Raw genomic sequence first — 25251 nt, 5'->3', positions numbered from 1 at the left:
ACTCCTCCTGATGCTTGTATGCGTTGTTGTTTTGTGTGGCATCACTTAACGCGTTGCCGGGCCTCCGCTTCTATCTGGGCCAAGGTTTTGCCGCGTGTCTCCGGAACCAGGGCCTTGGTGAAAAGGAAGGCGCCCGCGTTGATCAGTGCGAAAACGAAGAAGGAGCCTGCACCGCCCAGTTTTTCGAGCATGACCGGAAAAATCAATGTCAGTATGAAACTGGAGGTGTTGACGGCGATATTGGCGTATGCCATCCCCTGGCCCCTGACTGCGGTGGGGAAGATTTCGGCGATCATCAGCCAGGTGACGGGTGCCATGCTTCCTTGGGCGAAGAGCAGGTAAATCATCATGATGGCGATCAAGGTCCAGGACATAGCCTTGCTGGTGTTGCCTCCCTGAATGAAGAGGTAGCAGATGCCGATGGCAGTCAGGAATACGGTCACGCCGGCCGTGCCTATCAGCAGGTCGGTTCTGCGATCGATCTTGTCGATCAGAATCAGGCCAAATACCACGGCGGCTATGGCCGAGACCAGCATGACCGGCACCATGGCGATGACTGAATCAGTTGATCCGAATCCCAGCGTGGTCGAGAAGATGGTGGGGGCAAAGAAGTTGATGGCGTTGACTCCGGAGAACTGCTGCATGACGGCCAGGCCTATGCCAACGATGAGCACCCGCCGGAGCCAGGGCGTGGAGAAGCTCTCCTTCTTGGCGTGCTGTGAGTCTCGGCTGGAGGAGGCCAGACTGGTCTGCATGGACTCATAGGTCTGCTTGGCTTCCTGCTCATCGCGTGTGGAGAGCAGGATGCGCACAGCCTGATCGTCCATGCCATGGCGAATGAAGTAGTTGGGTGTGTCATGAATAAGAAAAGCGATGATGACCAGGCAAAGCGCGGGCACTACGCTGGCCCAGAGCATGGCATGCCAGTCGGCGACCTTGGCCAATATGGCGTTGACGCAGGTAGCCAGGAGCTGCGCAATATTGATCATTACCGAGTTGACAGACACCAAGCGGCCGCGTTTGTCCGCCGAAGCCAGCTCTCCGATGGCCATAGGCACCACGCAGGAGGTGAATCCAACACCCAGTCCGACTGAGATTCTGGCAATGAGGAAAAGGGAGAAGTCGGTCGCCAGTGCACAGGCCGCGCAAGCCAGCAGTGAGATGCAGGAACCGGTGATGATCATTTTCTTCCGGCCGTATCGGTCGGCTAACGAGCCTCCCAGGAAGGATCCCACGGCAGCGCCCAGGAGGAGCCCTGCTGTCAGGACTCCCTGTTGGAAGGCGTTGAGTCCCTGTCCGTGGAAGTTCATGGTGACCAGGGCCCCCGATAGGACCACGGTTGTGTAGCCATACAGACCGCCTCCGAAAATGCCCAGAGCGATCATGAGTCTGGAGTATCGCCGTCGGTTGGCGGCCAGCTTCTCTATGTCGAGGTTGCGGCTGATCTCCCTATAGGTGGTGGACATGGGTGTTCCTCCAAGTTGGCATGATGCCGTATCCAATGCTCCGACATCGTTATCGGCGGTGGATCTGACTGTTATAAGCCTAAGGAAAATTGAGCGTCCCAATGAGGGGGAGAGGCGTTTTCTATAAATACTGATATCAGATGTGCGCGTTTCCGAAACAACAAGAAGCGAACACCAACCAGGATATTGATGGTCGGCGCTCGCTTCTTGTAGAAGGAGGTTGGTCGGTCTTGCAGGCGATCAGGGAATAAGGAGCGTGTACTTGGTGGTCAGGTACTCGTAGATGCCTTCGCTGCCGCCCTCACGGCCCATGCCGGACTGCTTGACACCTCCGAAAGGCACTGAAGCATCGGAGAGGACACCGGAGTTGATGGCGAGCACGCCGGCTTGAGCATGGCCTTGGACCCACTCGCTGCGCTTGATCGATCTGGTGTAGGCATAGGCGGCCAGACCATAGATGGTGTCATTGGCTGCCTTCATTCCTTCTTCGTCGCTGCTGAATCGGCAGATAGGCAGCACGGGGCCGAAAATCTCCTCACGGAAGACTTCGCACTCCCGCGGCACATGGTCCAGGAGGGTGGGCTGGAAGAAACATTCGCCCAGATCGGAGCGATGGCCGCCTGCCAGCAGGTCGGCCCCGGCATCCACGGCATCTTTGACGATGCGCTCCATGCGGTCCACTGCCTTCTTGTTGATAAGCGGTCCGATATCGGTGGAGGGGTCCATGCCGTCCCCGACTTTCAGAGCGCTGACCGCCCGCTGCAGCTTGTCGACGAATTCATCGGCTATGCCGTCCTGGACGAGAATTCTGTTGGCGGAGGTGCAGGCCTGGCCGTTGTTTCGGAACTTGGCCATCATGACTCCCTGGACTGTCTGGTCGATGTCCGCATCGTCGAAGACCAGGAAGGGGGCGTTGCCGCCGAGCTCCATGGATGTGCGCAGAACCTGGTCGGCGGCCTGCTTCATCAGGGTCTTGCCAACCGTGGTGGAGCCTGTGAAACTGATCTTCCGCAGTCGGCCGTCGGCGAAGAGCGCATCGGATATTTCGGGGGAGTGCTCTGAAGTAATGACGTTGACTACTCCGTCGGGTACGCCGGCCTGGCGGAGGACCTCGACCATGGCCAAAGTTGTCAGCGGCGTCAAACCGGCGGGTTTGATAATCATGGTGTCACCGGCTGCCAGCGCAGGTCCGATTTTCCGGGTAGCCATAGCCAAGGGGAAGTTCCAGGGCGTCACCAGATAGCAGGGGCCCACGGGATCGTGGGTCACCAGGCCCTTGCGGCCGTCGGGCAGGTGGAAGGTCCGTCCGTATGAGCGCATGGCCTCTTCGGCAAACCACTTGAGGAAGCCGGCTCCATAATCGACCTCGCCCAGGGCTTCCTGGTATGTCTTGCCCATTTCCTTGGTCATGAGCTCGGCAAAGAGCTTCTTGTTGTCCATGACCGCCTCGTAGCTGCTGTCCAGCAGATTTCGGCGCTCGACGGGCGTAGAGGCTGCCCAGCCTTCGGCGCTGGAACTTGCGGCATCCAGGGCATCAATGGCATCCTCAGCTCCGGCATCGGCCAGTTCGAACAGGCGCTCGCCAGTTGATGGGTTGTCGACGGCGAATGTTCTTCCTGTCCGGGATTTCCTCCATTGCCCGTTAATAAACAGGGTGTTCGATGCCTCTGGCAGCACTGTGTCGATTTTCTTTGTCCACTTCACTGTGTGTCCTTTCTCATCAAGGCGTAAGCGGTGCTAGTTCGGTTCGGGTCTTGGCTCATGAGTCGAATTCGATGATTTGCCGCAAGGCCTGGCCCCTGTCGAGATCGTCCATGGCTTCGTTGATGTCATCAAGCCTGATGTGATTGCTGATGAGCTTTTCCACCGGCAGCTTGCCGTCCAGCCATAGTCGGGCATATCTGGGTATGTCTTGAGCGGGGACCGCCGATCCCAGGTAGCTGCCGATGACGGTTCGTGCCTCACCGGTGATGATGCTGGATGGCAGTGACGCTCTGACCGAGGGATCCGGGAACCCTACCGTGATGGTTTTGCCACCGATGTCTGTCAGTTCGAAGGCCTGGTCCAGGACTCCTGGAGCGCCGGCTGCCTCGATGACGATAGGCGCTTTGATGCCCTTGCTTAGGGCTTCGTCAACCGTGTAGACATCGGTGGCGCCCATGCCCAAGGCATCGTTGAACTTATCCTTGTTGCGGTCCACCCCTATGACCCGGCCTCTGCCCAGTGCTGCAGCCGTCAACAGGGCGCTCATGCCGACTCCGCCCAGTCCGACCACCATGACATCCTGCCCGTCCTGGGGATCGGCGGCGTTGAGCACGGCGCCTCCGCCGGTGAGGACGGCGCAACCCAGGACGGCTGCTATGGAAGAGGGAAGTTCCTCAGGGACAGGCACAGCTGAGCGCCGATCGACGACGGCGTAGGTGGCGAAGCCGGAGACACCTACGTGGTGATATATCCGCTCCGGTCCCTTGTGGATGCGAATGCCACCGTTCATCAGGGTGCCGGCCTGATTGGCCTGGGAGCCAGGAGTGCAGGGCAGCCGGCCTCCGGTCAGGCAGTTGGCGCACTTGCCGCAGCGAGGCAGAAAGGCCAGGGTGACATGCTGCCCGACCTTCAAGTCCTCGACCCCAGGCCCTAAGGCCTGCACGATGCCCGTGGTCTCATGGCCCAGCAGCATCGGCATGGGCCTCGGTCTGCTGCCGTTGACGACCGACAGGTCCGAATGGCAGATGCCGGAAGCGGTGACCTTGACCAATATCTCGTCCTGCTGGGGCGGATCCAGTTCAAGGTGTTCGATAGACAGCGGTCTGGTCCGCGCATAAGGGCCTGGCGCACCCATCGTCCTCAGCACAGCGCCGGTGATGTCCATATAGTGCTCTCCTTGTTGGTGGTTAGAGTTGTTCTGTTGCAATAGAAATCTGCGATCCGAGCCCCTTTTAGTCGATCATGGGCAGCCGGTCATTGCGGGGCTGGCTCTGCAGGGCTTGATTGATCCAGGTCTGATCGTCGCGGATGGTCACCTTCCAGTCGCGCTGTCCGCCGCCGCCCATCACATTCAGATAGTAAAGGTCGTATCCGGGGGCGGCGATGGAGGGGCCATGCCAGCCGTAGGGGATGAGCACCGTATCGCCGGGATGCACTTCGGTCATAATATTCAGAGGCCGTTCGTCGGCTGTGCTGGCACCTTGGTAGGCCAGGGGCCGGGCCTGGTCAGGGGCACCCGGCAGCGCCCTCATCTGGAAGTAGTAAATTTCCTCGAGAGCGGTCTCATGGTCATTGTTCCGGTCATGTTTGTGGACGGGGTAGGAGGACCAGCTGCCGCTGGGGGTGATGACCTCGCATACCAGTAGTCGTTCAGCTTCGGTGTTGTTCATCATGCCGAAGTTTCGGGCCTGCCTGGAGGTGGGCCCATTGCCCCTGAGGACGGTTTCATTGTCTTCCGCCTTGACCAGCTGGTCTGGGTAGTGGGTGCTGGCGGGCGCTGATGCGACGGCGACCCGTCCCCCCGATGAGTCATCCTGTCTCCTTTATTCAATTCTTTGACTTTCGCTGTCCCAAGGCGCGTTCTTCGGCCTCAATCTCCTCCAGGCTCTTCCCTCTTGTCTCAGGAATCATGGTGATTGCAAACACCAGGCACCCAATGTTGATAAGGGCGAACAGCAGGTAGGTTCCCGAGCCTCCCAGACCGTTGAGCAGGAGCGGGAAGATCAGCGACAAGAGGAAGTTGGCCAAATTGAGCGCTATGTTGGCGTATCCCATGCCCTTGCCACGGACGCTGGTGGGGAAGACTTCGGCCATCAAGAGCCATGTGACCGGCGCTACCATGCCCTGTACGAACACCAGATAGATCATCATCATGGCGATCATGACCCAGGAGGCAGTACGGGAACTGCTGGAGGGATCGATAAAGCGGTAGCTGATGCCGATAGCGACCAGGAAAATAATCGTGCCGACCAGGCCGACAGTCAGAATGGTCCGTCGATTGATTTTGTCGATGAAACCCAGGCCGCCTATTGTGGCGGCGATGGCGGAGACCAGGATGACAGGTACGGTGGCCAGTATGGACATGGATGGTGCAAAGCCCAAGGTCTTGGTGAAAATAGTGGGGGCGTAGTAATTGACCATATTCTGCCCACTGAGCTGATTAATCAAAGCCAGCCCGATGCCAATTATCAGCACCCTGCGCAGCCATGGTGTCGCAAAACTGCTGTCGGAGTTGTTCTGGGCGGCGGTTTGACTGCTGTTCTCACGGGCCTGGGAAAGCGATTTGAAGGTCTGTTCGGCCTCGGGCAGGTCCCGGGTTTCAGTCAGAAGCTGGATGGCCTGATCCTGCAGACCGTGCCGAATCAGGTAATCGGGGCTGTCCTTGATGACAAAGGCTATCAGCAGGAGCAGGATACCTGGGACGACGGCCGCCCACAGCATGGCCCTCCAGCCGATGCCAATCTGTGTCAGGATGGCGTTGACTGACACAGCCAGGAGCTGTCCGACCACGATCATGACTGAATTGACCGAGACGATGCGTCCCCTATTGGCGGCTCCGGTCATCTCCCCCAGATAAATAGGGACGATGGTCGATGTGAAGCCGATTGCCAGGCCGAGAATGACCCTGCCCAGGCAAAGGATAAGAATGCTGGGCGTTACAGCGCAGATTACTGCCCCGGGGATTGCCAGTACTGCTCCGGTCAGGATCATCTTTTTCGGCCCAAGGCGGTTGTTCAGGTTGCCGCCCACAAAGGCGCCTATCGCTGCGCTCAGCAGCATTGCCGAGGTGATGAGCCCTTGTTCGAAGTCGGTGGGACGGCCCAGCTGGCCTGATCCTATGTTCATGGTTATCAGTGCGCCGGATAGGGCTGTCAGCGTGTATCCATACAGCCCCCCTGCGCACAGTCCCAGGCATATCATCAGCCGGGTGTAATGGGTGCGGCGTTTGGATAGCTCAGCGGGGCTCTCGGCTTTAGCCAGCGTTTCAAATGACGACATGGCCATTCCTTTCAGCTGATACTGTCTGGCACGACTCTGTCTCCAGACATTGGTTGTTCTCCAGTTCTAGGCCACGACCTTGCATCCTCCAGGGGTGATCCTGACAGGTCTGCAAGTATTTATAAGATTCCTAGCCATTTTCTAAGACGGCTTCATTCCGGTTCAACCTCTGCCTTGGGCTGTCGTAGGGCAGGAAGAAGGGCATGGCATTGCGGGGTACCGGGGCGATATACAAAAAATGCAGGATAGTTATGAAATCACTTGCTCTTATACCTTGGTTGCCAAGAGCGCGGCCGTCGACGGCCATGATTGACCTATGGACCGTTAACCCTAGCGAACTAGGGCAAGCGGTGACGGTTCCCCGCAGGCCTAGTCCATGGCGGACAGCGCGGGGTTTGCATTACCCCAGTTTGAGAGGGTCACGGCGGCTAATAGGAAAGGTGCGAGGAAATGATAGGGACGAGCAAGACTGATAATACAGTCAGGCTGACTGTTGGACAGGCCGTCGTTCGCTTTCTGGAGGTCCAGAAAGTGGAAAGGGATGGGCAGGTATCCACCTTCTTCGGCGGGGCTCTGGGCATTCTGGGCCATGGCAATGTAGCCGGGGTCGGGCAGGCGCTCTTGGAGGAGATCGACCGATTCCGTTTCATCCAGGGGAAGAACGAGCAGGGCATGGCACATATAGCCGTCGGCTATGCCCGCCAGATGAACAGAATGGGAGCCATGGCCGTCACTACTTCGATAGGGCCTGGTGCAGCGAATATGATCACTGCGGCTGGCACTGCGACGGTCAACCGTCTGCCGGTCCTTTTGCTTCCCAGCGACTATTTCTCGACCCGACGGACAGGCTCGGTTCTGCAGCAGGTCGAGAATGAACAGTCCAACGATATTTCCGCCAATGACTCCTTTAAGGCCGTCAGTCGGTACTGGGACCGGATCGACCGGCCCGAGCAGCTGTCGGCTTCCCTGATGAGAGCCATGGAGACTTTGACCAACCCGGCTACCACCGGCGCTGTGACGCTTTGTCTGCCCCAGGATGTGCAGGCCGAAGCCTATGATTTCGACCTTGACCTCTTCCGTGAGCGGATTTGGCGAATCCCCAGGACCAGACCAGACAAGGATTCCCTGGCCCAGGCTGCTGAGGCCATCAAGAGTTCGAAGCGCCCGCTGATCATTGCTGGCGGAGGTGTCGTGTATTCGTCAGCCAGCAAGGTTTTGGCGGAATTCGCCGAAAGGACCGGGATTCCGGTCGGAAGCACCCAGGCAGGCAAGGGCGCCCTGCCCTATGACCATCCGATGAACTCGGGCCCCATGGGTGCTCTGGGACTGCGCTTTGCCAACCGCCTGGCCCACACTGCAGACCTGATCATCGGTGTCGGCACACGCTATACGGATTTCACCTCGGCATCCAACACGATGTTCCAGAATCCCCAGGTGCACTTCGTCAATATCAACGTCCTCTCATTCGATGCGCACAAGGAGGCAGCTATTCCGGTCATTGGCGATGCCCGTGAGACGCTGAGCGAGCTGCAGGAGGTTTTGGGCGATTGGCAGGTGGACGAGGATTATCGCCGTGAGGCCGTGGCCAAGGCTGACGAGCAACGGCAGGCTGTAGACCGCATGGTCCAGCATATCCCGGGCACTGAGGGGCTGGGGCAGAAGGAGGTCATCGGCATCGTCAACGAATTCGCCCGTCCCCAGGATGTGGTCGTGAACGCCGCCGGGTCCATGCCCAGCGATCTTCAGAAGCTCTGGAAGGCGGGTAGTCCGCTTGGCTACTCGGTCGAATACGGCTATTCCTGCATGGGCTATGAGATCCCTGCAGCCCTGGGTATGCGAATGGCTGATCCGAGCAGGGAGATCTTCTCCTTCATCGGCGATGCCTCCTTCATCATGTACCACCAGGATGTACTGACGGCGATTCAGGAGCGGGAGAAAATCATATTGCTGCTCTTGGATAACGGCGGCTATGGATCGATTCATTCACTGTCCATGCAGGTCGGCTCTCAAGGATTTGAGACCAAGTATTACTACCGGGGAAATAACGGCCGGCAGAATCTTAAGGAACCGCTGCAGGTCGATTTTCCCAAGATTCTTGAAGGGTACGGGGTCGAGACCTATACCGTCGAGGATGCGGACCAACTGCGTCAGGCTTTGCGAAAAGCGCTCGCCAGTGATCAAATCACCGCCATCTATGCAAAGGTGGCACCGGTGGAACGTGACGATGCAGCCGACGCTTACTGGGAGGTGGCCACTCCTGAGGTGGCGCATATCGAATCCTCGATAAAGGCCCATCAGGAATACGAGAGAATCCGCGATTTGCAGCGGAACTATCTATAACCTGCGGATTTCGGGAATGTCCAAAATTTGCATTAACAGCGCTCTGTCCTTAGACCAGGCCGTCGGAACTTTGGTGGCAGGATTACACTGTTGCCATGAGCTCTGAGAAGATGGAAACAGTGATCGATGACCAGGCGCAGAGCGGGGGACCCCAGGCCGAGGCCGCCCGCCAGGTGGAGGAACTGCGTGCCGATGTGGACACCATCGATGCCGCCATTGTCGCCATGCTGGCCGAACGGTTCAGGGTGACCCACCGCATCGGTCTGCTCAAGGCCCAGGCGGGATTCGCCTCAGCTGACCTACGTCGGGAGGCTTCACAGATAGCGGCCTTGCGAAACAAGGCTGAAAATTATGGCCTCGATCCGAATCTGGCTGAGGCTTATCTGCATCTGGTGGCTGACGCTGCTAAACAGGGCCACGAACAGTTGGCCAGCCAGCTGGGTTCACGCTGAGGGAATCCATAGCACGCTAGTGGTCGATGGCGTAGATGAACTACTATGCCATCGACCACTAGATATCAGCGATGACGGGATCGCCTGGTCAGCGAGTGCTGGCTTTAGTCTGATGAGCCGTTTCCTGGTAGTGCTGCCTTGATGCCAGGACCGTCACCGTAACGAACAGCCCGACAAGCAGTATGGCGAGCAGGCCCTGGCTGCCTGTCAGGGGCAGAACATCCCTGTAGGAAAAGTCCAGGTTGTCGGTCTGAGAGCTGCCTTGGCCAATGTTCCAGGTGATGTTGACCGTAGTCGAGCCTGCCTTGAACGCTGGGGTATAGAAAGTCCAGGTATTCCAGGATCCCCAGGTGTCTGCCGTGCCGTTCCGCGTCAGTTGGAGAACTGCAACGGTATCCGGGTCCGTGCCGACCGTGACCGAGCTGATGGTCAATTGCGGCGGGCAGACCAAGGTGGCCGCCTTGACGGAACTGTTGTCGGAATTGGTGCCTAGTTGCATGCCGCTATTGTCGCCCCAGCCATAGGCCTTGCCGTCGGAGTCGATGACCAGGACTTGGCGCTCGCCTGCAGTGATCTGTATGGTGCTGCCGTCTTTGCTTACCAGAACGGGGGATTCACTGATGGATCCGGTGACGGAGACATTGCCCAGGGCGTTTTTATCGTTGCTTCCCCAGGTGTATACCTTCCCTTTATCGTCGATTCCAGTGCATAAGTATCCTCCAGCGCTGACCTCGGTGGGTTTGAATCCATCGCTGCCTCCATCAGGATCGGCCACCAGAGTCGGTATTGCGGCATCGTTGGTGTCTCCGGTGCCCAGGCGTCCGTCGGTGTTCGTACCCCAGGCGTAGGCCTTGCCGTCTCTGCTGATGGCCAAGGAGTGTGAGCCTCCCGCACTGACCTGAGTGGCGAAGAATCCTGTCGATCCGTCTTCGTATTTCTTGGGTGACGACACCGATACGGGGCTGGCTTGTGAGGCTGTGGAATTGTTGCCCAGTCTGCCGTTGTAGCCAAATCCCCAAGCGTAGGTTTGCCCGCTTATGCCGATGATCAGCGAGTGCTGATATCCTGCACTGACCTGTCTGACTTGGAATCCAGGGCTAGTGGCGCTTGCGTTGACAGCTACTGGAGTAGGGACGTTCCCAGTCGTGCTACCGTCGCCCACCTGTCCGCCTCTGCTCCTGTCTCCCCAGGCGTAGACCTGATGATCCTTGCCGATGGCCAGGGAATGATAGCCTCCTGCGCTTACCTGGATGTAGGAGAAGTTGTCCTTGTCGGCAACACTGTCGGGCTTCTTCACTCGGACGGGTGTCTTGCTGCTATCGGTGCTGCCGTTGCCGAGCTGCCCATTGCCGTTGCCTCCCCAGGCGTAGGCGTTGCCGTCACTGCCGAGGGCCAGCGAGAATCCATAACCAGCGCTTACCTGGATGTAGGAGAAGTTGTCCTTGTCGGCAACACTGTCGGGCTTCTTCACTTGAACGGGTGTCTTGCTGCTATCGGTGCTGCCGTTGCCGAGCTGCCCATTGCCGTTGCCTCCCCAGGCGTAGGCGTTGCCGTCGCTGCCGACAGCCAGGGAATGGTTTTTGCCCGTGCTGACCTGGGCGAAACGGATGCCGCGCTGCGAGGGCGGCGTGATGGTGACCTGGTATCCGCCGGTGGATGGACTGATGGTTGGGTTGACAGTCATTGAAGATGAACGCGTCCAGTGTGCGACCAGGGTCAGCGGGCCAGTGACCGGCTTGCCGAAGTCATAGGCCACATCGGAGCTGCCGTCGGATGCTTTGATAAACCAGCCATCGAACAGGAAGCCTGCTTTGGTGACAGTCTGTCGGGGCACCAATTCGCCTTCCTTGATGTCCTTGCTTGTCCATGCAGCCCCGATGCCTCCATCGGGGTCGAGATCTATGCGCTTGTTGGTCGGATCGAAGGTGTAGTCGAACTGCTGTGTTTGCGTTGAGTCCCCGGCATCGCCGGCAATGTTCCATGTGATGGTGAAACTGGACGGGCCGTACGGGTACGCTGGCGTCACGAAGGTCCAATCCCGGTTTTTATCCCAGGTGTCTTTGCTTGTCTGGGTCAGGTTCGTGGCTGGCTTGGTGCTGCTGGCCATGGTGCCGAAGGTCACCTTGGTCAGGGTGATTTGTGGTGGCTGTGTGGTGCCGGGCGTTGATGCCGATATGTTCTGCCCCAGCTGGTTGTAGTAGTTGTATCCCCAGGTGTAGAGCAATCCGTCAGATCCGATGGCTGTCTGGTGATGGCCGGAGGTGGCTACCGCGCAGGCCTTCACCGATTGGGCCAGAGTGATGGCTTTCGGATTGGTCTGCCATGCATCGTTATTGCCGTTGCCTAGCTGGCCGTAACTCTGATTGCCCCAGGTGTAGATTCTTCCGTTGGTGTCTATGGCTTCGGATCCATCGTCGCCTGCACTGATGGCGGTGATGTTGACAACGTCGTCTCCGAAGCTGATCTTAGTGGATCCTTTCGTGCTGACATTGGTATCAGTCGAGGAGCCGATGGCGGTGCCGGAGCCCCACCCATAGACGTTATGGTCCGTATCCAGCGCCAGCACATGCTGATAGCCCGCGCTGATGGCGATATAGAACCGGGTATCAGGCTGTCCGGTGCCCAGGTCTTGGACACGTTTTGGCGTCGGATTGTTATCGATGGTGCCGTTGCCGAGCTGTCCCTTTTCGTTCTTGCCCCAGGCCCAGGCGTGGCCTTGGCTGTCCAGGGCAGTACCTGTAGTGAACCCTGCGCTGATGGCGGTGATGCCGGACAGCGCCGTGACCTTGGCAGGGGAGGCATGGCTGTTCTTGTCTGAGCTGCCGTTGCCGAGCTGGCCGACATCGTTGTTGCCCCAGGTGTAGACCGTGCCGTCCGAGGCCAGGGCCATGGCGTATGACCGTCCTGCGCTGATGGCGGTGATTTTGGCATTGCCTGTCTGTGCCTTTACTGGTTCGGCGGAGTAGGCTCCTGTGGTGCCGTTGCCGAGCTGTCCCTTGCTGTTGCTGCCCCAGGTGTAGACGGTGCCGTCCGATGCCAGGGCCATGGAGTAAGCGTCGCCGGCGCTGACGGCTATGAAGATCTTTCCTTTTATGGCGTCATTTTCGGTGATCCGTACTGGTGTAGTCGCCGTGCCTGAGGTTTTGTCGTTCCCCAGACTCCCGCTGGCCTGATTTCCCCAAGCGTATACGTGTCCGTCCGAACCTACAGCCAGGGTGTGGTAGCGCCCGGCGCTGGCCTGCGCGAACCTCACTGCCCTGGGTTTGGGAGGAGTCAGAGTAATCGTGGAGCCACCGGTGTCATCGCCATGGAGGGCGTTCGACGTTTTCCATTTGGTGTCTGGCGACGACCAATGGGCTTTCAGATTCAGCGGTCCGGTGACCGGGTTGCTGAAGTCGTAAGCCACATTGGAGCTGCCGTCGGCCGCTTTGACGAACCAGCCGTCGAACAGGAAACCTGCCTTGGTAACGCTGGGAGGTGAAGCCTGCTTGCCTGATGTGACGGACTGGTCCGAGACCGATGAACCCCCGTCCGAATCAAAGGTGACCTTTTGAGCAGTGGGTGTGAATGTATAGTCGGCGATGGCCTGGCCTTGTTGCGCTGCACCGCCAATGGCCCATTCATTGATTTTGATCTTGGTGGTTCCGTAGGTGTGGTGCGGGGTAGTGACCGTCCATGGGGTATTCGTACTCCAAGTGTCGTCACCTGCTGAAGTTCGGTTGATTGGGCTGCCGCTGTCGGTCTTGGCAACATCAGTCTTGCCAAAGGTCACCTTGGCCAGATCTATCTGGGGTGGGCTGACCGCTGCAGGCTTGGTCTGTGAGCCGCTTTGAGGTCCGCTGCTGCCCTGTCCCAGCTTGCCGCTTTTCGCTTCCCCCCAGCTGTAGGGGAGCCCGTCCGAGCCGATGGCCAGACTGTGCCGGCAGACATCGAATGCGGCGACTGTGACGCCTGTCAGGCTCACCTCGGTCATCTTTGAATTAGCAGTTGTGGTTCCGTCGCCCAGCTGACCGCTGGAATTGCTGCCGAACATGTACAGGCTGCCCGCAGAGTCGACCACCGCAGAGGAGTAGTCCCCGGCGCTGACTGAAACAGGCGTCGCCGCTTCCGGGGGCAGGCTTAACAGACTGGGGTAGAGGGAGTGAACGCCGGGATTGGTGTCAGTCTTGGTCAGGAGATAACCCCAGTAATATACCTTGCCTGAATTGCTCAGTGCCAGGACGTGCAGGTACCCTGCATCGATGTCGGTGTAGACAGTGCTGTCTGGGTTGCCGGTCGAGTCGCCGTAAATGCGCGTTGGTTTGTAGACATTGGAACCGCTGCTGGTGTCGTCGATGGTGCCGATGCTAAGCTGGCCGCCCTGGTTGCGTCCCCAGGCGTAGGCATAGCCGTTGCTGTCCAGCGCCGTCTGGAAATCGTATCCGGCACTGATGGTGGTGAAGGTGACGCCGGATGGAGAGGCCACTGCCGCGGGTGAAGGGTTGACGTTGACCCCCGTGTGCCCGTTGCCGAGCTGGCCGTATTGATTGTCTCCCCATGTGTAGATCGTCCCGTCCGAGGACAGGGCCATGGCATGCCAGTATCCGGCGCTGATGGCGGTGATGGTGACGTTGAGATTCGCCTTTACCGGTACTGAGGAATCGGGATCCGTGGTGGAACCGTTGCCGAGTTCGCCGCGTGAGTTGTCGCCCCAGGTGTAGACGCTGCCGTCAGAAGCCAGTGCTACGGAGAATGTGGTTCCCGCGCTGACAGCTATAAAGGTCTTTCCTTTTATAGCGTCATTTTCGGTGATCCGCACCGGTGCGTTTTTGTTGATTTTGGTGCCATCGCCAAGCTCGCCCTTGCTGTTGTCGCCCCAGGCGTAGACATGACCATCCGAGCCTACGGCGAGGGTGTGGTCGTGGCCGGCGCTGACCTGTGCGAATCTGACCCCTCTGGGCTTGGGGGGAGTCAGAGTGATTGAAGAGCCCCCTGTGTCGTTGCCGCTGGCGTTGGCTGTCGTCCACTGGGAGTCTTTGACTGATGACCAATGGGCTATCAGCGACTTCGCGCTGGTGCTGGTGACCGGCTTGCCGAAATCGTAGGCCACATTGGAGCTGTCGTCGGCTGCTTTGACGAACCATCCGTCAAACAGGTAGCCTGTCTTGGTGACGGTGGGAGGGGATGCCAGATGACCTGAGGCTATCGTCTGGCTCAGGGCCGACGAACCGGATGCCGGCGAGCCCCCGTCAGCGTCGAAAGTGAGGGTATATGAGGATGAATCCCTGGTCTGGGGCGACTTGTCGGTCTTTTGTTTATTGAATGGTTGGATGGACTTGAACGGCGAGGGATTATTGTTGGCCAGCGGCGATGGTGATGCGGTCGGCATCATAGCCCCTACCTGCTCACCTGTTTTGAGCAATGAGTTCGCGCTGCTGCTTCCTGCTGTAGGTGTAGGCGCCATGTCGTCGGTGTTTGCGTATGCTCCGGTTGAAGCTACGAGCAGCGCCAGTCCAATCATAGCCGTTAAGGTCAACAGTCTACGGGTGCTATGAGCATTCCCCATTTAATCTTCCTCCCCAAGCGTGCTGACTTCCCAGGTCATAGTCCCCATAACTGCGTCGACGCACACCATGTAAAATCCCGCTACTAACTCTACTTTAGCATTACAATCTTCGCGAGCCACAGAGTGTTGTGATCAGGCTGTTCCGCAGGCAAATTCGGTCTGAGCAGCTCGTAACAGGCATGCTTTCGATTGCAAAACTGCGTGAATGCTGATTGGTACTGCTATTGCATGGGTGACGATTGTTCGTCCGGCCTTGCAGGCTGTAAGGCTAGTTGCACTGATAACGGCCTTGTTACGAGTGCAAACCGATGGCAACCGGGGCGGTGCCTATGGCCGAACCACCCCGGTTGCCATCGGGAATGAAACCTACTTACGAGGCTTCTTGGCCGGGGGCTCGCCCAGCTGGCTGGCGGTCACCCGGATGCCGGTTTCATCCTCGCCGGCACTCTTGGCATCGGGCTGATTGGTCTCCTCGACCAGATTCAGATCTCCGGTGACCCTACCCGCTTCGGCTATGTCATCCAAGGCGGCCTTCACGGCTTCCAGGCCCTCCGGCGCCACACTCAAGGAGGCGGAGAGGATGGGGGTCTTCATGGAGACCTTGGCCTCGGACTTGATTCGCCGCAGTGAGGCCAAAGCCGTGCCTGCCCAGGCCAAAAGATCCGGATCCTGGCCCTGGGCAGCTGCACGGTAGGATTCTGAACGTGGCCAGGAGGCCCGGTGAACCGATCCGTCCCCCTGATGCATCCACTGCCAAGCCTCCTCGGTGGCGAAGGGCAGGAAGGGAGCCAGGAGACGATCCAGAGCGTCCAGGACCAGTCCCAGGGTTGTACGGGCGCTCAGCACCTGTGCTTCGTCAGGGGTCCTGCCGGTGGCATCCGCGGTTCCGTAGGCCCGGTTCTTGGCCAGCTCGATGTAGTTGTCGCAGAAGTCCCAGAAGAAGGATTCGGTCACTTCCAATGCCTTGGAGTGCTCGTAGGATTCCAGGGCCTTGGTGGCCTGGTCGATCACCTGGGCAAGGCCGGCCAGGACCGCGCGATCCAGCGGGACCGTCACATCAGCCGGGTCCCAAGTGGCCTCCGCTGCCTGAGTGACTTTATGGTTTTCACCCTCACGTCCGATGGCCAGCGCGAACTTGACGGCGTTGAGGAGTTTGACGGCCAGGCGGCGGCCGATCTTCATCTGTCCTTCATCGTAGGTGGCATCCAGGCCCAGCCGGGCGCAGGATGCCCAGTAGCGCACAGCGTCAGCGCCATACTTCTTGATGGGTTCGTCGGGCACCACCACATTGCCCTTGGACTTGCTCATCTTCTTGTGGTCCGGGTCCAGAATCCACCCCGACAGGGTGGTGTCGCTCCAGGGCAGGCAGCCGTTCTCCAGATGGGCGCGGTCCATGGAGCTGAAGAGCCAGGTGCGGATGATGTCCTGGCCCTGCGGGCGCAGGTCCATGGGGAAGGTCGCCTTGAAGAGGGCCTGGTCCTGTTCGCCCGGCTCGGCCCAGTGTGTCACGATCTGGGGTGTCAGGGAACTGGTGGCCCAGGTATCCATGATGTCTTTCTCGGCCGTGAAGCCGCCAGGCTGGTCGCGCTGGGACTCCTCGAAGCCCTCGGGCACATCGCTGCTGGGGTCGATGGGGAGCCTGTCCTCGGCCGGGGTGATGGGATGGGCGTAGTCGGTCTCGCCGTTTTCCCTGACCGGGTACCAGAGGGGGAAGGGGACTCCGAAGAAGCGCTGGCGGGAGATCAGCCAGTCGCCGTTAAGTCCCTCGACCCAGTTGTTGTAGCGTACCCGCATGAAGTCCGGATGGAAGTTGAGCTCCTTGCCACGTTCCAGCAGCTCCTGGTTGAGTTTTTGGTCGGTGCCGCCATTGCGCAGGTACCACTGGCGGGAGGTGACGATCTCCAGGGGCTTGTCGCCCTTCTCGTAGAAGTTGGTCATGCGCTTGGTGGGCTTGGGTTCGCCGTCCAGGTCGCCGGACTCGCGCAGGGCATCCACGATGATCTTGCGGGCTGAGAAGGTGGTCTTGCCCTCGGTCTGCTCGAAGATTCGCCGTCCGCCTTCATCGGTGATCCAGTCCGGCACATCCATGACGATTCGTCCGTTGCGCTGGATGATGGACCTGGTGGGCAGGTTCAGATCCCGCCACCACTGCACGTCGGTCACGTCGCCGAAGGTGCAGCACATGGCAATGCCGGCGCCCTTGTCCATCTCTGCGGCGGGGTGGGCCAGGATGGGCACCTCCACCTTGAACAGGGGAGAGTAGACCTTCTGCCCGAAGTACTTCTGGTAGCGCTTGTCGTCCGGATGGGCGATCAGGGCGCCGCAGGCCGCCAACAGCTCAGGCCTGGTGGTCTCGATGTAAATTGGCGTGCCGTCCGCAAACCGGAAGGCCACACGGTGATAGAAGCCGTCATATTCGCGCGACTCCAGCTCGGCCTGTGCCACAGCGGTCTGGAAGGTCACGTCCCAGAGCCCCGGGGCCTCCTTCTGGTAAGCCTCGCCTCGGGCCAAGTTCCGCAGGAAAGCCTTCTGCGCCACCCGGCGGGGATGCTCGCCGATGGTGTGGTAGGTCTGCGACCAGTCCACCGACAAGCCCAGCGACCGCCAGAGCTGCTCGAAGAGCTTCTCGTCCTCGGCGGTCAGTTCCTCGCATAGTTCGATGAAGTTCTGACGGGAGACGGGCACCTGGTCCTTGGCGCTGATCTTCTTACCCTTGGTCCCGTGGAAGGGGGGCTTGAAGTCCGGATCGTACTTGAGCGAGGTGTCCACGCGGACCCCGTAATAGTTCTGGACCCGCCGCTCGGTGGGCAGACCGTTGTCGTCCCAGCCCATGGGGTAGAAGACGTCGTAGCCCTGCATCCGCTTGAACCGGGCGATCACGTCGGTATGGGTGTACGAGAAGACGTGCCCCACATGCAAATGCCCCGAGACCGTGGGCGGCGGGGTGTCGATGGAGTAGACGCCGGAGCGCTCGCGGGTGTTGCGGAAGCGGTAGACGCCGGACTCATCCCAGTCACGGCACCACTTTTCCTCCAGGCCATCCACGCCCACCCTGTCGGGCAGGGGGGTCAGATGGGCATTGACGATTCCTTGGTTTTCAGCAGACATACCAGCATTTTATGGACGAACAGTGACAAGGGGCACCGGCCTTTTCACCCTTGGACGCGCAGGTTCCACAGGGGCAGGTAGCGGTCCACCAGAGAGCTGGGCATGCCCTTCAGGCGGGGGGCGGTGATGACCAGGGGCGTACGTTGATACAGCCAGTCGCTGGGGGAGAGGTCGCTGACCTGTCGGGCAAAGTCCTTCAGTCGCTCGGCATAGGTGTTCTGGTCGGTGCAGTCCGTCACCTGCTTCCAGGAGTTCTGAATATCGATGTTGTCGAAGTGCATGGTGGATTCGGGGTCAGCGAAGCGGTCGATTTCATCATTGTCCATGACCAGCAGGGTCATGTCATAGTCGTGGCGGTTGAGCACCTGGTCGCGGAATGCAGCCTGGTCCACCATGGAGACTTGGCTGGGGATGCCCACCGCCTTCAGCTGCGTGCTGATTAGATCACCCACCTGGTTGCCGAATTCCTGGGGGTAGATCAGGCGCAGACCGCCGTGATAGTAGGACGGGGCATAGTAGGAGTTCCGACGTGCCGCTTGGATGCGGTCGAAGGGGAAAGCCTGCAAACCGGGATCATAGCCAGGGCTCAGCGCGTTGAGCGGCCCGCCCAACGCGCTGGCTCCGCCGCCTTCCAAATCGGCCAGCGCCTGGCGGTCCACGGCATAGCGGACGGCCTCGCGCACATGTTGGTCGGATAGCAGGCTGGATGCCGCGTTGTTGAAGGCCAGGACCACATTGTTTGTGCTGGGCGTGGCAGTCGGTGCCTTGCCGGCCTGTTTGGCGGTGGCGGGATCCATGTCCACTACAGCGTCCAGGCGTCCCTGGTCCAGATTCTTGATGGTATCTTGCGGGCTGCCGGTATAGCTGAAGATCACCTTGTGGATGGCGGCCTTGTCCGGGCCTTGGTAGGACTTGCTGGCGGTCAGGGTCAGGCTGGTACCCGGCTGCCAGTCATCCACCTGGTAGGGGCCTGAACCAGCTGATCGAGTGGAATAGTTGACCCGGGCCCGGCGGTCGTAGACTATACCCGCCCGACCGCTCAGTGCGGTCAGCAGCCTGGCGTTCGGGCTCTTCAGGCCGATTACCAGTGTGGCATCATCGGGGTTGGTGACCCTGGCCAGTCCGTCCAGGTCCCGATGGCCCTGGTACTGGTGGTCGATGATCTGCTGCAGGGACCAGAGGGCATCCTCCGAGGTCAGGCGGCGTCCGTCGGCGAAGTGGGCGTCATTGCGCAGATGAAAGGTGTAGAGCAGCCCGTTTGAGGAGACCTCCCAGTTTTGAGCCAGGCCGGGCGTCGGCCGGCCTTTGGCGTCGGGCCTGGTCAGAGTCTGGTAGACATTGCCCATCAGGGCCTGGTCGGTGGCGAATCCGGGTTCGGTGCGGATGTCAAGGGAGACGGGGGCCTGGCGGGCTCGAATGCGCACGATCTGGCCCGTGCTCCCCTGGGCCCAGGGGAGCTGCCAGCTTCCCTGACCAGTCACCAGCGGCCAGGCTATGTAGATGCCCGCTGTCAGGATCGCCAGTACCAGAAGAAAGATGATTCCGGATCTGATTTGTGTGTGTCTGCCCCGTGCCATGGTTTTGATTCTATCGAGAGGCCGGTCCGGCCAGAAGTTCGGCGCTGGGACATGTTTCGGCCAGGGGGCAGTGGAGGCAGTCGGGCTTGCGGGCGTGGCAGGTGGCTCGGCCGTGGAGGATCAGCCTGTGCGACAGATTGGTCCAGTCCTCGGGCGGGAAACAGTCGCAGATCTCATGCTCGATCTTCACTGGATCGGGGTGGGTGCTGCGCCAGTCGGTCCGCCAGCGCAGGCGGCCGGTGACCCGGGTGACGTGGGTGTCCACCGGGAATCCGGGGATGTTGAAGGCATTGCCGAGGACTACATTGGCGGTCTTGCGTCCCACGCCGGGCAGACTGGTCAGTTCCTCCATGGTCTGGGGGACCTTGCCGCCGTAGTCTTCGGTCAGCATCTGAGAGAGCCCCAGCAGGTGGCGGGCCTTGGCGTGGTAGAAGCCTACCGGGTGGATGATTGCCTCCAACTCGTTCGGCTGGGCCTGGGCCATGGCTGCGGGATCGGGGTAGCGTTCGAAGAGTTCAGGGGTCACTGAGTTTACCCGCTTATCGGTGGTTTGGGCGCTCAGAACTGTGGCCACCAGCAGTTCGAAGGGGTTGCGAAAGTGCAGGGCGCAGACCGCCTCGGGAAAGACCTGGCAGAGGATGCGGTACTCCTCGTGCATGCGGGCCAGGCGCCGGGCCTTGCTTTCCCTGCCTTGGGGACGCTTTCGATTTGATGATGCATCAGTCACTATGATCGGTTTTCTTCTTCTTGGAGTCCTGTGATTGTTTTGACTGGCTGTACTCTTGCTTGGCTGGGTCTGGGTCGGTCCCGGCATCCGGCTCAGGCTTGGGGGCTGAGGCCGTCCGTGCTGACGAGGGCGGGTCGAACCGGTAGCCCACATTGCGGACCGTGCCGATCAGGTGCTCGTACTCGCTGCCCAGCTTGGCCCTGAGGCGTCGCACATGCACATCAACCGTCCTGGTGCCGCCGTAGTAGTCATAGCCCCAGACCTCCTGGAGGAGCTGTGCCCTGGTGAAGACCCTGCCTGGATGCTGAACCAGGTATTTGAGCAGCTCGAACTCCTTGTAGGCCAGATTGATGGGACGACCGTGGATTCGGGCCGTGTAGCTTTCGGTGTCCACGACCAGATCGCCCGAGCGGACCTGACCAGTGGGCACCTGGTCCTCAGCCTCTTCGGGCTGAGCATCCGGCTTGCGTGTCGGGGTCTCGCGTTGGCAGACCAGACGCAGCCGGGCCTCGACCTCGGCAGGGGATGCGGACTGGATGATGACGTCGGCCACGCCCCAGCTGGCATTGACCACAGTGAAGCCGCCCTCGCTCAGAATCAGGATGATGGGCGTGGACAGACCCGAGGCTCGGGTCAGGTTGCAGAGGGTCTTGGCCTCGGCCAGATCGTCGCTGGCATCGATCAGCAGCACCGTATCCTCGGGCATTCTTACCAGGGAGGCGGCGTCCAGGGGCAGAACACGCACTCGATGGGAGAGCAGTGCCAAGGCTGGCAGAACCGATGCCGGGTCCTCGGCGCAGGTCATCAAGGTCAGATCCGTCACGGGGGTACCTTCTTCCCTGTCCGTTCGTCCATAGAGGGGTGGATTCGTTGAACAGTCGTCATCATTGTACAATCGGCCCGTCACAGGGCTTCGAGTTCACAGGATGGCCTTGCCCTAGGATGTGACGTATGGCTCCCCGATGGGGACAGGCAGGAGGACCCATGGCGCAGACCGTAAAAGAAACCCAGGATGGGCGCGCGCCCGCCCTGACGCAGCTGCTGGCCCTGGCGGCGCTGATCCTGCCAGGCGTGGCGGCGGGCTTGTTGGCCGAGCCTCGGGTCGCCCGATGGGTGCAGGCCTTCCTGGTTCTGGTGCTGGCATTGGCCCTGTTGGCCTCTTGGCCCTTGGTGGGTCGGGGTATTCGCTCCGGCCCAGACCGAGCCATGTTCGGTTTGCTGACCTTGGTCTGCCTGGTTCCGGCCTTGGTCGTGCAGGGGTCTGACGCCTTCAGGGTCTGGCTGTCAACTGCGGCATTCCTGCTTGCCCTCCTGGCCGTGTTCATGTTTGTTCGGCAGATGCTGCGTAGGGACAGGCGGATGGTCATCCGGGGCATTTCTGCAACCGCCATGGGCGGGGTCACTGCTGTCGCCGCCTCGGGATGGGTCTTCCTGCCAGAGCTGGTCAGGGGCTTCGGACCTGACCTAATGCCAATCCTGGTAGTGCTTGTGGCCTTGCTGCTGCTGATCGGGCTCATCATCGCAGGCTATCGCTGGGCCGAAGAAGCAGCTGATCAGTCCGGAGCCATTGGTCTGGCGCTGATGTCGGTACTTCTGTCCGGAGCCATCGTGGTACTGGCGGCCCTCGTCCTTCAGACGACGATCTGAGCTAGGCATTCATCAGGTGATCCAGAAGGATCTGAATGCCCATGACTATTAGAATGATGCCACCGGCGATTCTGGCAGGCTTGCGCCAGCGGGAACCGACAACATATCCAATGCGCAATCCCGCTATGGAGACCGCAGCCGTCACCAATCCGATGACCAGTGCGGACAGCCAGATGTTGATGCCCAGCAGGGCCAGGCCCGCGCCCACGCCGAATGAGTCGATGCTGGTGGCTATGGCTGCAGGAAGCATTTGCCGCCAGGAGAAGCTCTCTTCTCCGTCCGCTCCTTCTTCCTTGCCGTAGACGCCCTCGCGGATCATGTTGACCCCGATGGCCGACAGAATGCCGAAGATAATCCAGTGATCCACAGCGGCCAGGGAGTCCTGCAGCATGGAGGCTGCGAAGTAGCCAAGCAGGGGCAGCAGAGTCTGGAATCCGCCGAACCAAAGTCCGACCAGCCAATGATGGCGGGCCCGCAGTCGGTCCACGGACAGTCCCTTGCTGATGGAGACGGCAAAAGCGTCAGAAGATACACCTAAAGCGATAAACAACAGTCTTAAGAACACGGCATTCCTTGAAAGGGTTCATCCCCGGTGGGATGGGCCTCGACCAGGTCTCCTCAAACCCGCCTACGCCTCGGGAGCGTCGAGCGCGGAACTGCCGACTGGAGTCGGCTTTGAATTCGTTGAATGCCGTTCACATGCTACGCCATAACAATATGGACATAGATTTTACCTGTCAGCGCTGGAGAATCAAGCATGACAGGCTATCGGACAGGCCCATTAGCGAGCCATAGTAACTGTCAGGCTGCCTCCCGCTGCGTGGATGGCGCTGATGACCGTACTCAGCGCCGGATCCCCCTGATTGCTCAGGGCCTTGTAGATGCCCGAACGGGATCGGTCGGCATCCGAGGCGATGGCGCTCATATGCCTCTGTGCTCGCGCTACCTCGCCGAGTGCATTTGCGATGATGGCAGCTCCTTGCCGAGGGTTTTCGGCCTTGTCGGCCTCTTCCATGGCAACCTGCAGGTAGGTGACGGCCGCCTGCTCACTATGTATATGGTCGCCTGCACGAAATTTCCTGATCTTCAACATCATCACAACCCTGTCCTTATGTGGTCCGTTTCCTTGACCGTTGGCTGACATCAGCTTTCCAGATATGACTTCCACAGATGTTTTGCCTGGTCTATGTCCCTCTTCTGACGAGCCTTGCTGCTGCCGCAAAGCAGTAGCACGACCTGTCTGTTCTTCAGGCCAAAGTAGGTGCGGTAACCAGGACCATAGTGAAAACGCATTTCGAATACGTCTTCTCCCAAAGCCTTCCAGTTCCCTAACAGGTGCCCGGATAGCTTTACTTGTTCCCATCAGTGCAGGATACGTACTGCCGACTGGGTGTCTTTCATTTCATCAATCCACCGGCTGAATTCCTCAGTCTCCAGTACTTCAATGATGGACAGGGGCATGGTACCGCTTCCCCTCCCTTATTTTCGAGAAGATGCGTCCCATTCCCCACAAGAAAAGAGTACACTACAGTAGACATTAGAGCAATTGCTCATGACATCTAGATGTCGGGTGACTAACGGATTCCGTTGCCGGTTTTCGAGTATTGCTGGTCTTACTGGTCCTGGTAGGTGACGGCGTAGAACTCGCCGTTCTGGAAGCGTGCCATGTACACATCGCTGACCTTGTGTATGCCCTGCTTGGCCAGCTGCTCGTCGAGCCAGTCCTCGTCCCGTCCCATGGTGTCAAGAACGTCGGGATTGACCCGTCCGTCCATGACCACCGGATAGCGCACGTCCTTGTCGCCCTCGGAGATGATGGTCAGGCCGCCGTTCTGTTCGACGATGCCCCGCTTGACGTCGCGTATGTCGTTGATGCCCTTGGTGCGTAGCTTGAAGTCCACCTCCTTGGCCGTCAGGTTGACCTTGAGACAGTTTTGGACCAGCAGTTTGCCGTTCTTGATGATGGTGACCGGTTCGCCGTCGATGTACTTGCCTACCGCGTGGATGTGGGTCTTGGCATACCTAGTGATGAGGATCAGTGCCGCCCATATCAGCAGGATGACAATGTACTGGGCCATGGAGATGCTGTCGCTGTAGATGACCCCGCCGATGATGCCGCCCAGGACGTAGTTCTGCAATTGGTCCATGGGCGAGGTGGGCGCCAGGTTCCCCTTGCCGGTCACATTGATGAGCAGGGTGATGAAGAGCAGCCCGACAATCAGCTTCAGGGCCACGTTGACGTAGAAATTGATATCCATGGGTCACTCTCCGATCACGGTGATGTCTGGGTGGTACAGGTCGGCGCGCTGCAACAGGAATTCGGAGCCTGAACTGTTGAATACCAGGGTGTAGTAGCCCTTGGGGGTCTTGATGATCATGTCGTTGTTGCGCGAGGTGTCGTTGATGCTGATCTGCTCAGGATCGACCTTGAGCTTGGCGGCGGATTTGTCGATGACCGTGGTCAGCTGTCCGCTCTGCAGGCTGGCTGTGCGCAGATTGGTGTAGTCGCTGTACTGGATGGCCGCCGCCAACAGGAGCAGGGTTGCCAGGATGATGGACAGATCCTTGTACTTGTGGTTCCAACGGTGGCGGGAGTACATGAACAGGAAGAAGAGAAAGGCCAGGGCCAGAACGACGACCACGATGATCCTGATCATGGTCCAGTTGGTCTGACCGCCCTTGAGGTATTGGTACGTGTAGAAAGTCATAGCCGCTCCTGCCCTTGCGCGCGCACCCGCAATTGGCAATCGTAGACGGCCAGACGCGTTTTGGGAGGATTTGGGCATGCAAAACCCCGGTTCGGGCGCTCGATTGGGCCCTTGCCGGGGTGATTGTGTCGACTGGTCGGCCTTGAGAGGTCAGTGCTGGGCGGCCAGGCGCTCGCGTGCAGCCTTGATCTGGGTCTCAGCAGCCTCGGCGTTGGTCCAGTAGTCGCCAGGCATGACCTCCTTGCCTGGTTCCAGAGCCTTGTACTGCTCGAAGAAGTGCTTGATTTCCTGCTTGTGGAAGTCGGAGACGTCGTCGATGTCCTTGATGGCATCGTAGCGGGCATCAGCAGGCACGCAGAGGACCTTGTCATCCCCGCCGGCCTCGTCGACCATGTGGTAGAGACCCACGGCGCGGCATTCGACGATGCAGCCCGGGAAGACCGAATCGGGGATCATGACCAGAGCATCCAAGGGATCGCCGTCCTCGCCCAGGGTGCCGTCGATGTAGCCGTAGTCGTCGGGGTAGCCCATAGAGGTGAAGAGGGTGCGGTCCAGCCTGATATGGCCGCTATCGTGGTCCATCTCATACTTGTTGCGGGAGCCCCGGGGGATCTCGACCAACACGTCGAATGTCTCTGCCATTGTCCTGTCTCCTTCTCGGTCTGGACAGCATAGGTATGTGTTATACACAGCATAAC

General features: G+C 59.5%; 18 protein-coding genes and 1 pseudogene. 3 read left to right on the top strand and 16 right to left on the bottom strand.

Translation table 11 applies throughout. The features are described 5' to 3' along the window. Window positions 1–41 precede the first annotated feature (41 nt). From ACVWNW_RS03705 to ACVWNW_RS03685, 5 genes and pseudogenes are all read right to left on the bottom strand, one after another. The gene (locus ACVWNW_RS03705; protein ID WP_198191294.1) at window positions 42–1466 is read right to left on the bottom strand and encodes a sugar porter family MFS transporter; all 1425 of its coding nucleotides are present in this window, start codon (window positions 1464–1466) and stop codon (window positions 42–44) included. 240 nt (window positions 1467–1706) lie between these two features. Then, window positions 1707–3170, bottom strand: coding sequence for an NAD-dependent succinate-semialdehyde dehydrogenase (locus ACVWNW_RS03700; protein WP_454483103.1), 1464 nt, complete (start codon window positions 3168–3170; stop codon window positions 1707–1709). 55 nt (window positions 3171–3225) lie between these two features. Continuing rightward, entirely contained in the window at window positions 3226–4335 is a 1110-nt protein-coding gene (locus ACVWNW_RS03695) for an alcohol dehydrogenase catalytic domain-containing protein (RefSeq protein WP_313840849.1), read from the bottom strand. A 67-nt stretch (window positions 4336–4402) separates the two neighbouring features. Next, window positions 4403–4966, bottom strand: a pseudogene (locus tag ACVWNW_RS03690) (5-deoxy-glucuronate isomerase); the annotation flags it as partial. A gap of 31 nt (window positions 4967–4997) precedes the next feature. Further along, window positions 4998–6449, bottom strand: a complete 1452-nt coding sequence (locus ACVWNW_RS03685; protein ID WP_454483101.1) for a sugar porter family MFS transporter — start codon at window positions 6447–6449, stop codon at window positions 4998–5000. Between the two features lie 450 nt (window positions 6450–6899). On the opposite strand from ACVWNW_RS03685, the gene iolD reads away from it, so the two are divergent. Together iolD and ACVWNW_RS03675 are read left to right on the top strand one after the other, a co-directional pair. Then, complete coding sequence (gene iolD, locus ACVWNW_RS03680) at window positions 6900–8789, top strand: 3D-(3,5/4)-trihydroxycyclohexane-1,2-dione acylhydrolase (decyclizing) (RefSeq protein ID WP_454483099.1); 1890 nt, start codon at window positions 6900–6902, stop codon at window positions 8787–8789. Window positions 8790–8884: 95 nt separating this feature from the next. Then, window positions 8885–9241, top strand: a complete 357-nt coding sequence (locus ACVWNW_RS03675) for a chorismate mutase (RefSeq protein ID WP_454483097.1) — start codon at window positions 8885–8887, stop codon at window positions 9239–9241. Window positions 9242–9329: 88 nt separating this feature from the next. Here ACVWNW_RS03675 and ACVWNW_RS03670 read toward each other — a convergent pair whose 3' ends face one another. The 5 genes from ACVWNW_RS03670 to ACVWNW_RS03650 all read right to left on the bottom strand — a co-directional run bounded on the left by ACVWNW_RS03670 (window position 9330) and on the right by ACVWNW_RS03650 (window position 21021). Further along, window positions 9330–14609 carry an RCC1 domain-containing protein gene (locus ACVWNW_RS03670; protein ID WP_461196318.1) on the bottom strand — a complete coding sequence of 1760 codons (5280 nt, stop codon included), beginning with the start codon at window positions 14607–14609 and terminating at the stop codon, window positions 9330–9332. Window positions 14610–15152: 543 nt separating this feature from the next. Beyond that, window positions 15153–17894, bottom strand: coding sequence for a valine--tRNA ligase (gene valS / locus ACVWNW_RS03665; protein WP_454483093.1), 2742 nt, complete (start codon window positions 17892–17894; stop codon window positions 15153–15155). A gap of 44 nt (window positions 17895–17938) precedes the next feature. Beyond that, window positions 17939–19471 (bottom strand): ABC transporter substrate-binding protein, encoded by a 1533-nt coding sequence (locus ACVWNW_RS03660; RefSeq protein ID WP_454483091.1) that lies wholly within the window; start codon window positions 19469–19471, stop codon window positions 17939–17941. A 10-nt stretch (window positions 19472–19481) separates the two neighbouring features. Further along, complete coding sequence (nth, locus tag ACVWNW_RS03655) at window positions 19482–20129, bottom strand: endonuclease III (protein ID WP_261253898.1); 648 nt, start codon at window positions 20127–20129, stop codon at window positions 19482–19484. 61 nt (window positions 20130–20190) lie between these two features. Beyond that, window positions 20191–21021: a winged helix-turn-helix transcriptional regulator gene (locus tag ACVWNW_RS03650; protein WP_454483089.1), complete on the bottom strand. Its 831-nt coding sequence runs from the start codon at window positions 21019–21021 to the stop codon at window positions 20191–20193. Window positions 21022–21182: 161 nt separating this feature from the next. Here ACVWNW_RS03650 and ACVWNW_RS03645 point away from each other — a divergent pair, with 161 nt between their 5' ends. Continuing rightward, window positions 21183–21845, top strand: coding sequence for a hypothetical protein (locus ACVWNW_RS03645; RefSeq protein ID WP_144178311.1), 663 nt, complete (start codon window positions 21183–21185; stop codon window positions 21843–21845). Between the two features lies 1 nt (window position 21846). Here ACVWNW_RS03645 and ACVWNW_RS03640 read toward each other — a convergent pair whose 3' ends face one another. From ACVWNW_RS03640 to ACVWNW_RS03615, 6 genes are all read right to left on the bottom strand, one after another. Then, complete coding sequence (locus ACVWNW_RS03640; protein ID WP_454483088.1) at window positions 21847–22410, bottom strand: manganese efflux pump MntP; 564 nt, start codon at window positions 22408–22410, stop codon at window positions 21847–21849. Window positions 22411–22626: 216 nt separating this feature from the next. Next, window positions 22627–22938 carry an addiction module antidote protein gene (locus tag ACVWNW_RS03635; protein ID WP_218054084.1) on the bottom strand — a complete coding sequence of 104 codons (312 nt, stop codon included), beginning with the start codon at window positions 22936–22938 and terminating at the stop codon, window positions 22627–22629. A 50-nt stretch (window positions 22939–22988) separates the two neighbouring features. Next, a complete protein-coding gene (locus ACVWNW_RS03630; protein WP_461196361.1) occupies window positions 22989–23180 on the bottom strand; it encodes a type II toxin-antitoxin system RelE/ParE family toxin in 192 nt (63 codons plus the stop codon). 278 nt (window positions 23181–23458) lie between these two features. Next, window positions 23459–24103: a DUF421 domain-containing protein gene (locus tag ACVWNW_RS03625; protein ID WP_198177229.1), complete on the bottom strand. Its 645-nt coding sequence runs from the start codon at window positions 24101–24103 to the stop codon at window positions 23459–23461. Window positions 24104–24106: 3 nt separating this feature from the next. Further along, entirely contained in the window at window positions 24107–24553 is a 447-nt protein-coding gene (locus ACVWNW_RS03620) for a DUF3290 family protein (RefSeq protein WP_045924896.1), read from the bottom strand. A gap of 150 nt (window positions 24554–24703) precedes the next feature. Next, the gene (locus tag ACVWNW_RS03615) at window positions 24704–25195 is read right to left on the bottom strand and encodes an inorganic diphosphatase (protein ID WP_144178316.1); all 492 of its coding nucleotides are present in this window, start codon (window positions 25193–25195) and stop codon (window positions 24704–24706) included. Between the last annotated feature and the right edge of the window lie 56 nt (window positions 25196–25251).

The organism is Bifidobacterium sp. JNUCC 75 (assembly GCF_054819865.1).
Note: the sequence above shows the minus strand (reverse complement) of the source record. Positions and strands in the feature narration are given on the sequence as shown.

What these genes read in the sequence shown, in the direction of transcription:
- ACVWNW_RS03705 (WP_198191294.1), bottom strand. Translation starts at nt 1,466, where the DNA reads ATGTCCACCACCTATAGGGAGATCAGCCGCAACCTCGACATAGAGAAG.
- ACVWNW_RS03695 (WP_313840849.1), bottom strand. Translation starts at nt 4,335, where the DNA reads ATGGACATCACCGGCGCTGTGCTGAGGACGATGGGTGCGCCAGGCCCT.
- ACVWNW_RS03685 (WP_454483101.1), bottom strand. Translation starts at nt 6,449, where the DNA reads ATGTCGTCATTTGAAACGCTGGCTAAAGCCGAGAGCCCCGCTGAGCTA.
- iolD (WP_454483099.1), top strand. Translation starts at nt 6,900, where the DNA reads ATGATAGGGACGAGCAAGACTGATAATACAGTCAGGCTGACTGTTGGA.
- ACVWNW_RS03675 (WP_454483097.1), top strand. Translation starts at nt 8,885, where the DNA reads ATGAGCTCTGAGAAGATGGAAACAGTGATCGATGACCAGGCGCAGAGC.
- ACVWNW_RS03670 (WP_461196318.1), bottom strand. Translation starts at nt 14,609, where the DNA reads ATGCCGACCGCATCACCATCGCCGCTGGCCAACAATAATCCCTCGCCG.
- valS (WP_454483093.1), bottom strand. Translation starts at nt 17,894, where the DNA reads ATGTCTGCTGAAAACCAAGGAATCGTCAATGCCCATCTGACCCCCCTG.
- ACVWNW_RS03660 (WP_454483091.1), bottom strand. Translation starts at nt 19,471, where the DNA reads ATGGCACGGGGCAGACACACACAAATCAGATCCGGAATCATCTTTCTT.
- nth (WP_261253898.1), bottom strand. Translation starts at nt 20,129, where the DNA reads ATGCACGAGGAGTACCGCATCCTCTGCCAGGTCTTTCCCGAGGCGGTC.
- ACVWNW_RS03645 (WP_144178311.1), top strand. Translation starts at nt 21,183, where the DNA reads ATGGCGCAGACCGTAAAAGAAACCCAGGATGGGCGCGCGCCCGCCCTG.
- ACVWNW_RS03635 (WP_218054084.1), bottom strand. Translation starts at nt 22,938, where the DNA reads ATGTTGAAGATCAGGAAATTTCGTGCAGGCGACCATATACATAGTGAG.
- ACVWNW_RS03625 (WP_198177229.1), bottom strand. Translation starts at nt 24,103, where the DNA reads ATGGATATCAATTTCTACGTCAACGTGGCCCTGAAGCTGATTGTCGGG.
- ACVWNW_RS03620 (WP_045924896.1), bottom strand. Translation starts at nt 24,553, where the DNA reads ATGACTTTCTACACGTACCAATACCTCAAGGGCGGTCAGACCAACTGG.
- ACVWNW_RS03615 (WP_144178316.1), bottom strand. Translation starts at nt 25,195, where the DNA reads ATGGCAGAGACATTCGACGTGTTGGTCGAGATCCCCCGGGGCTCCCGC.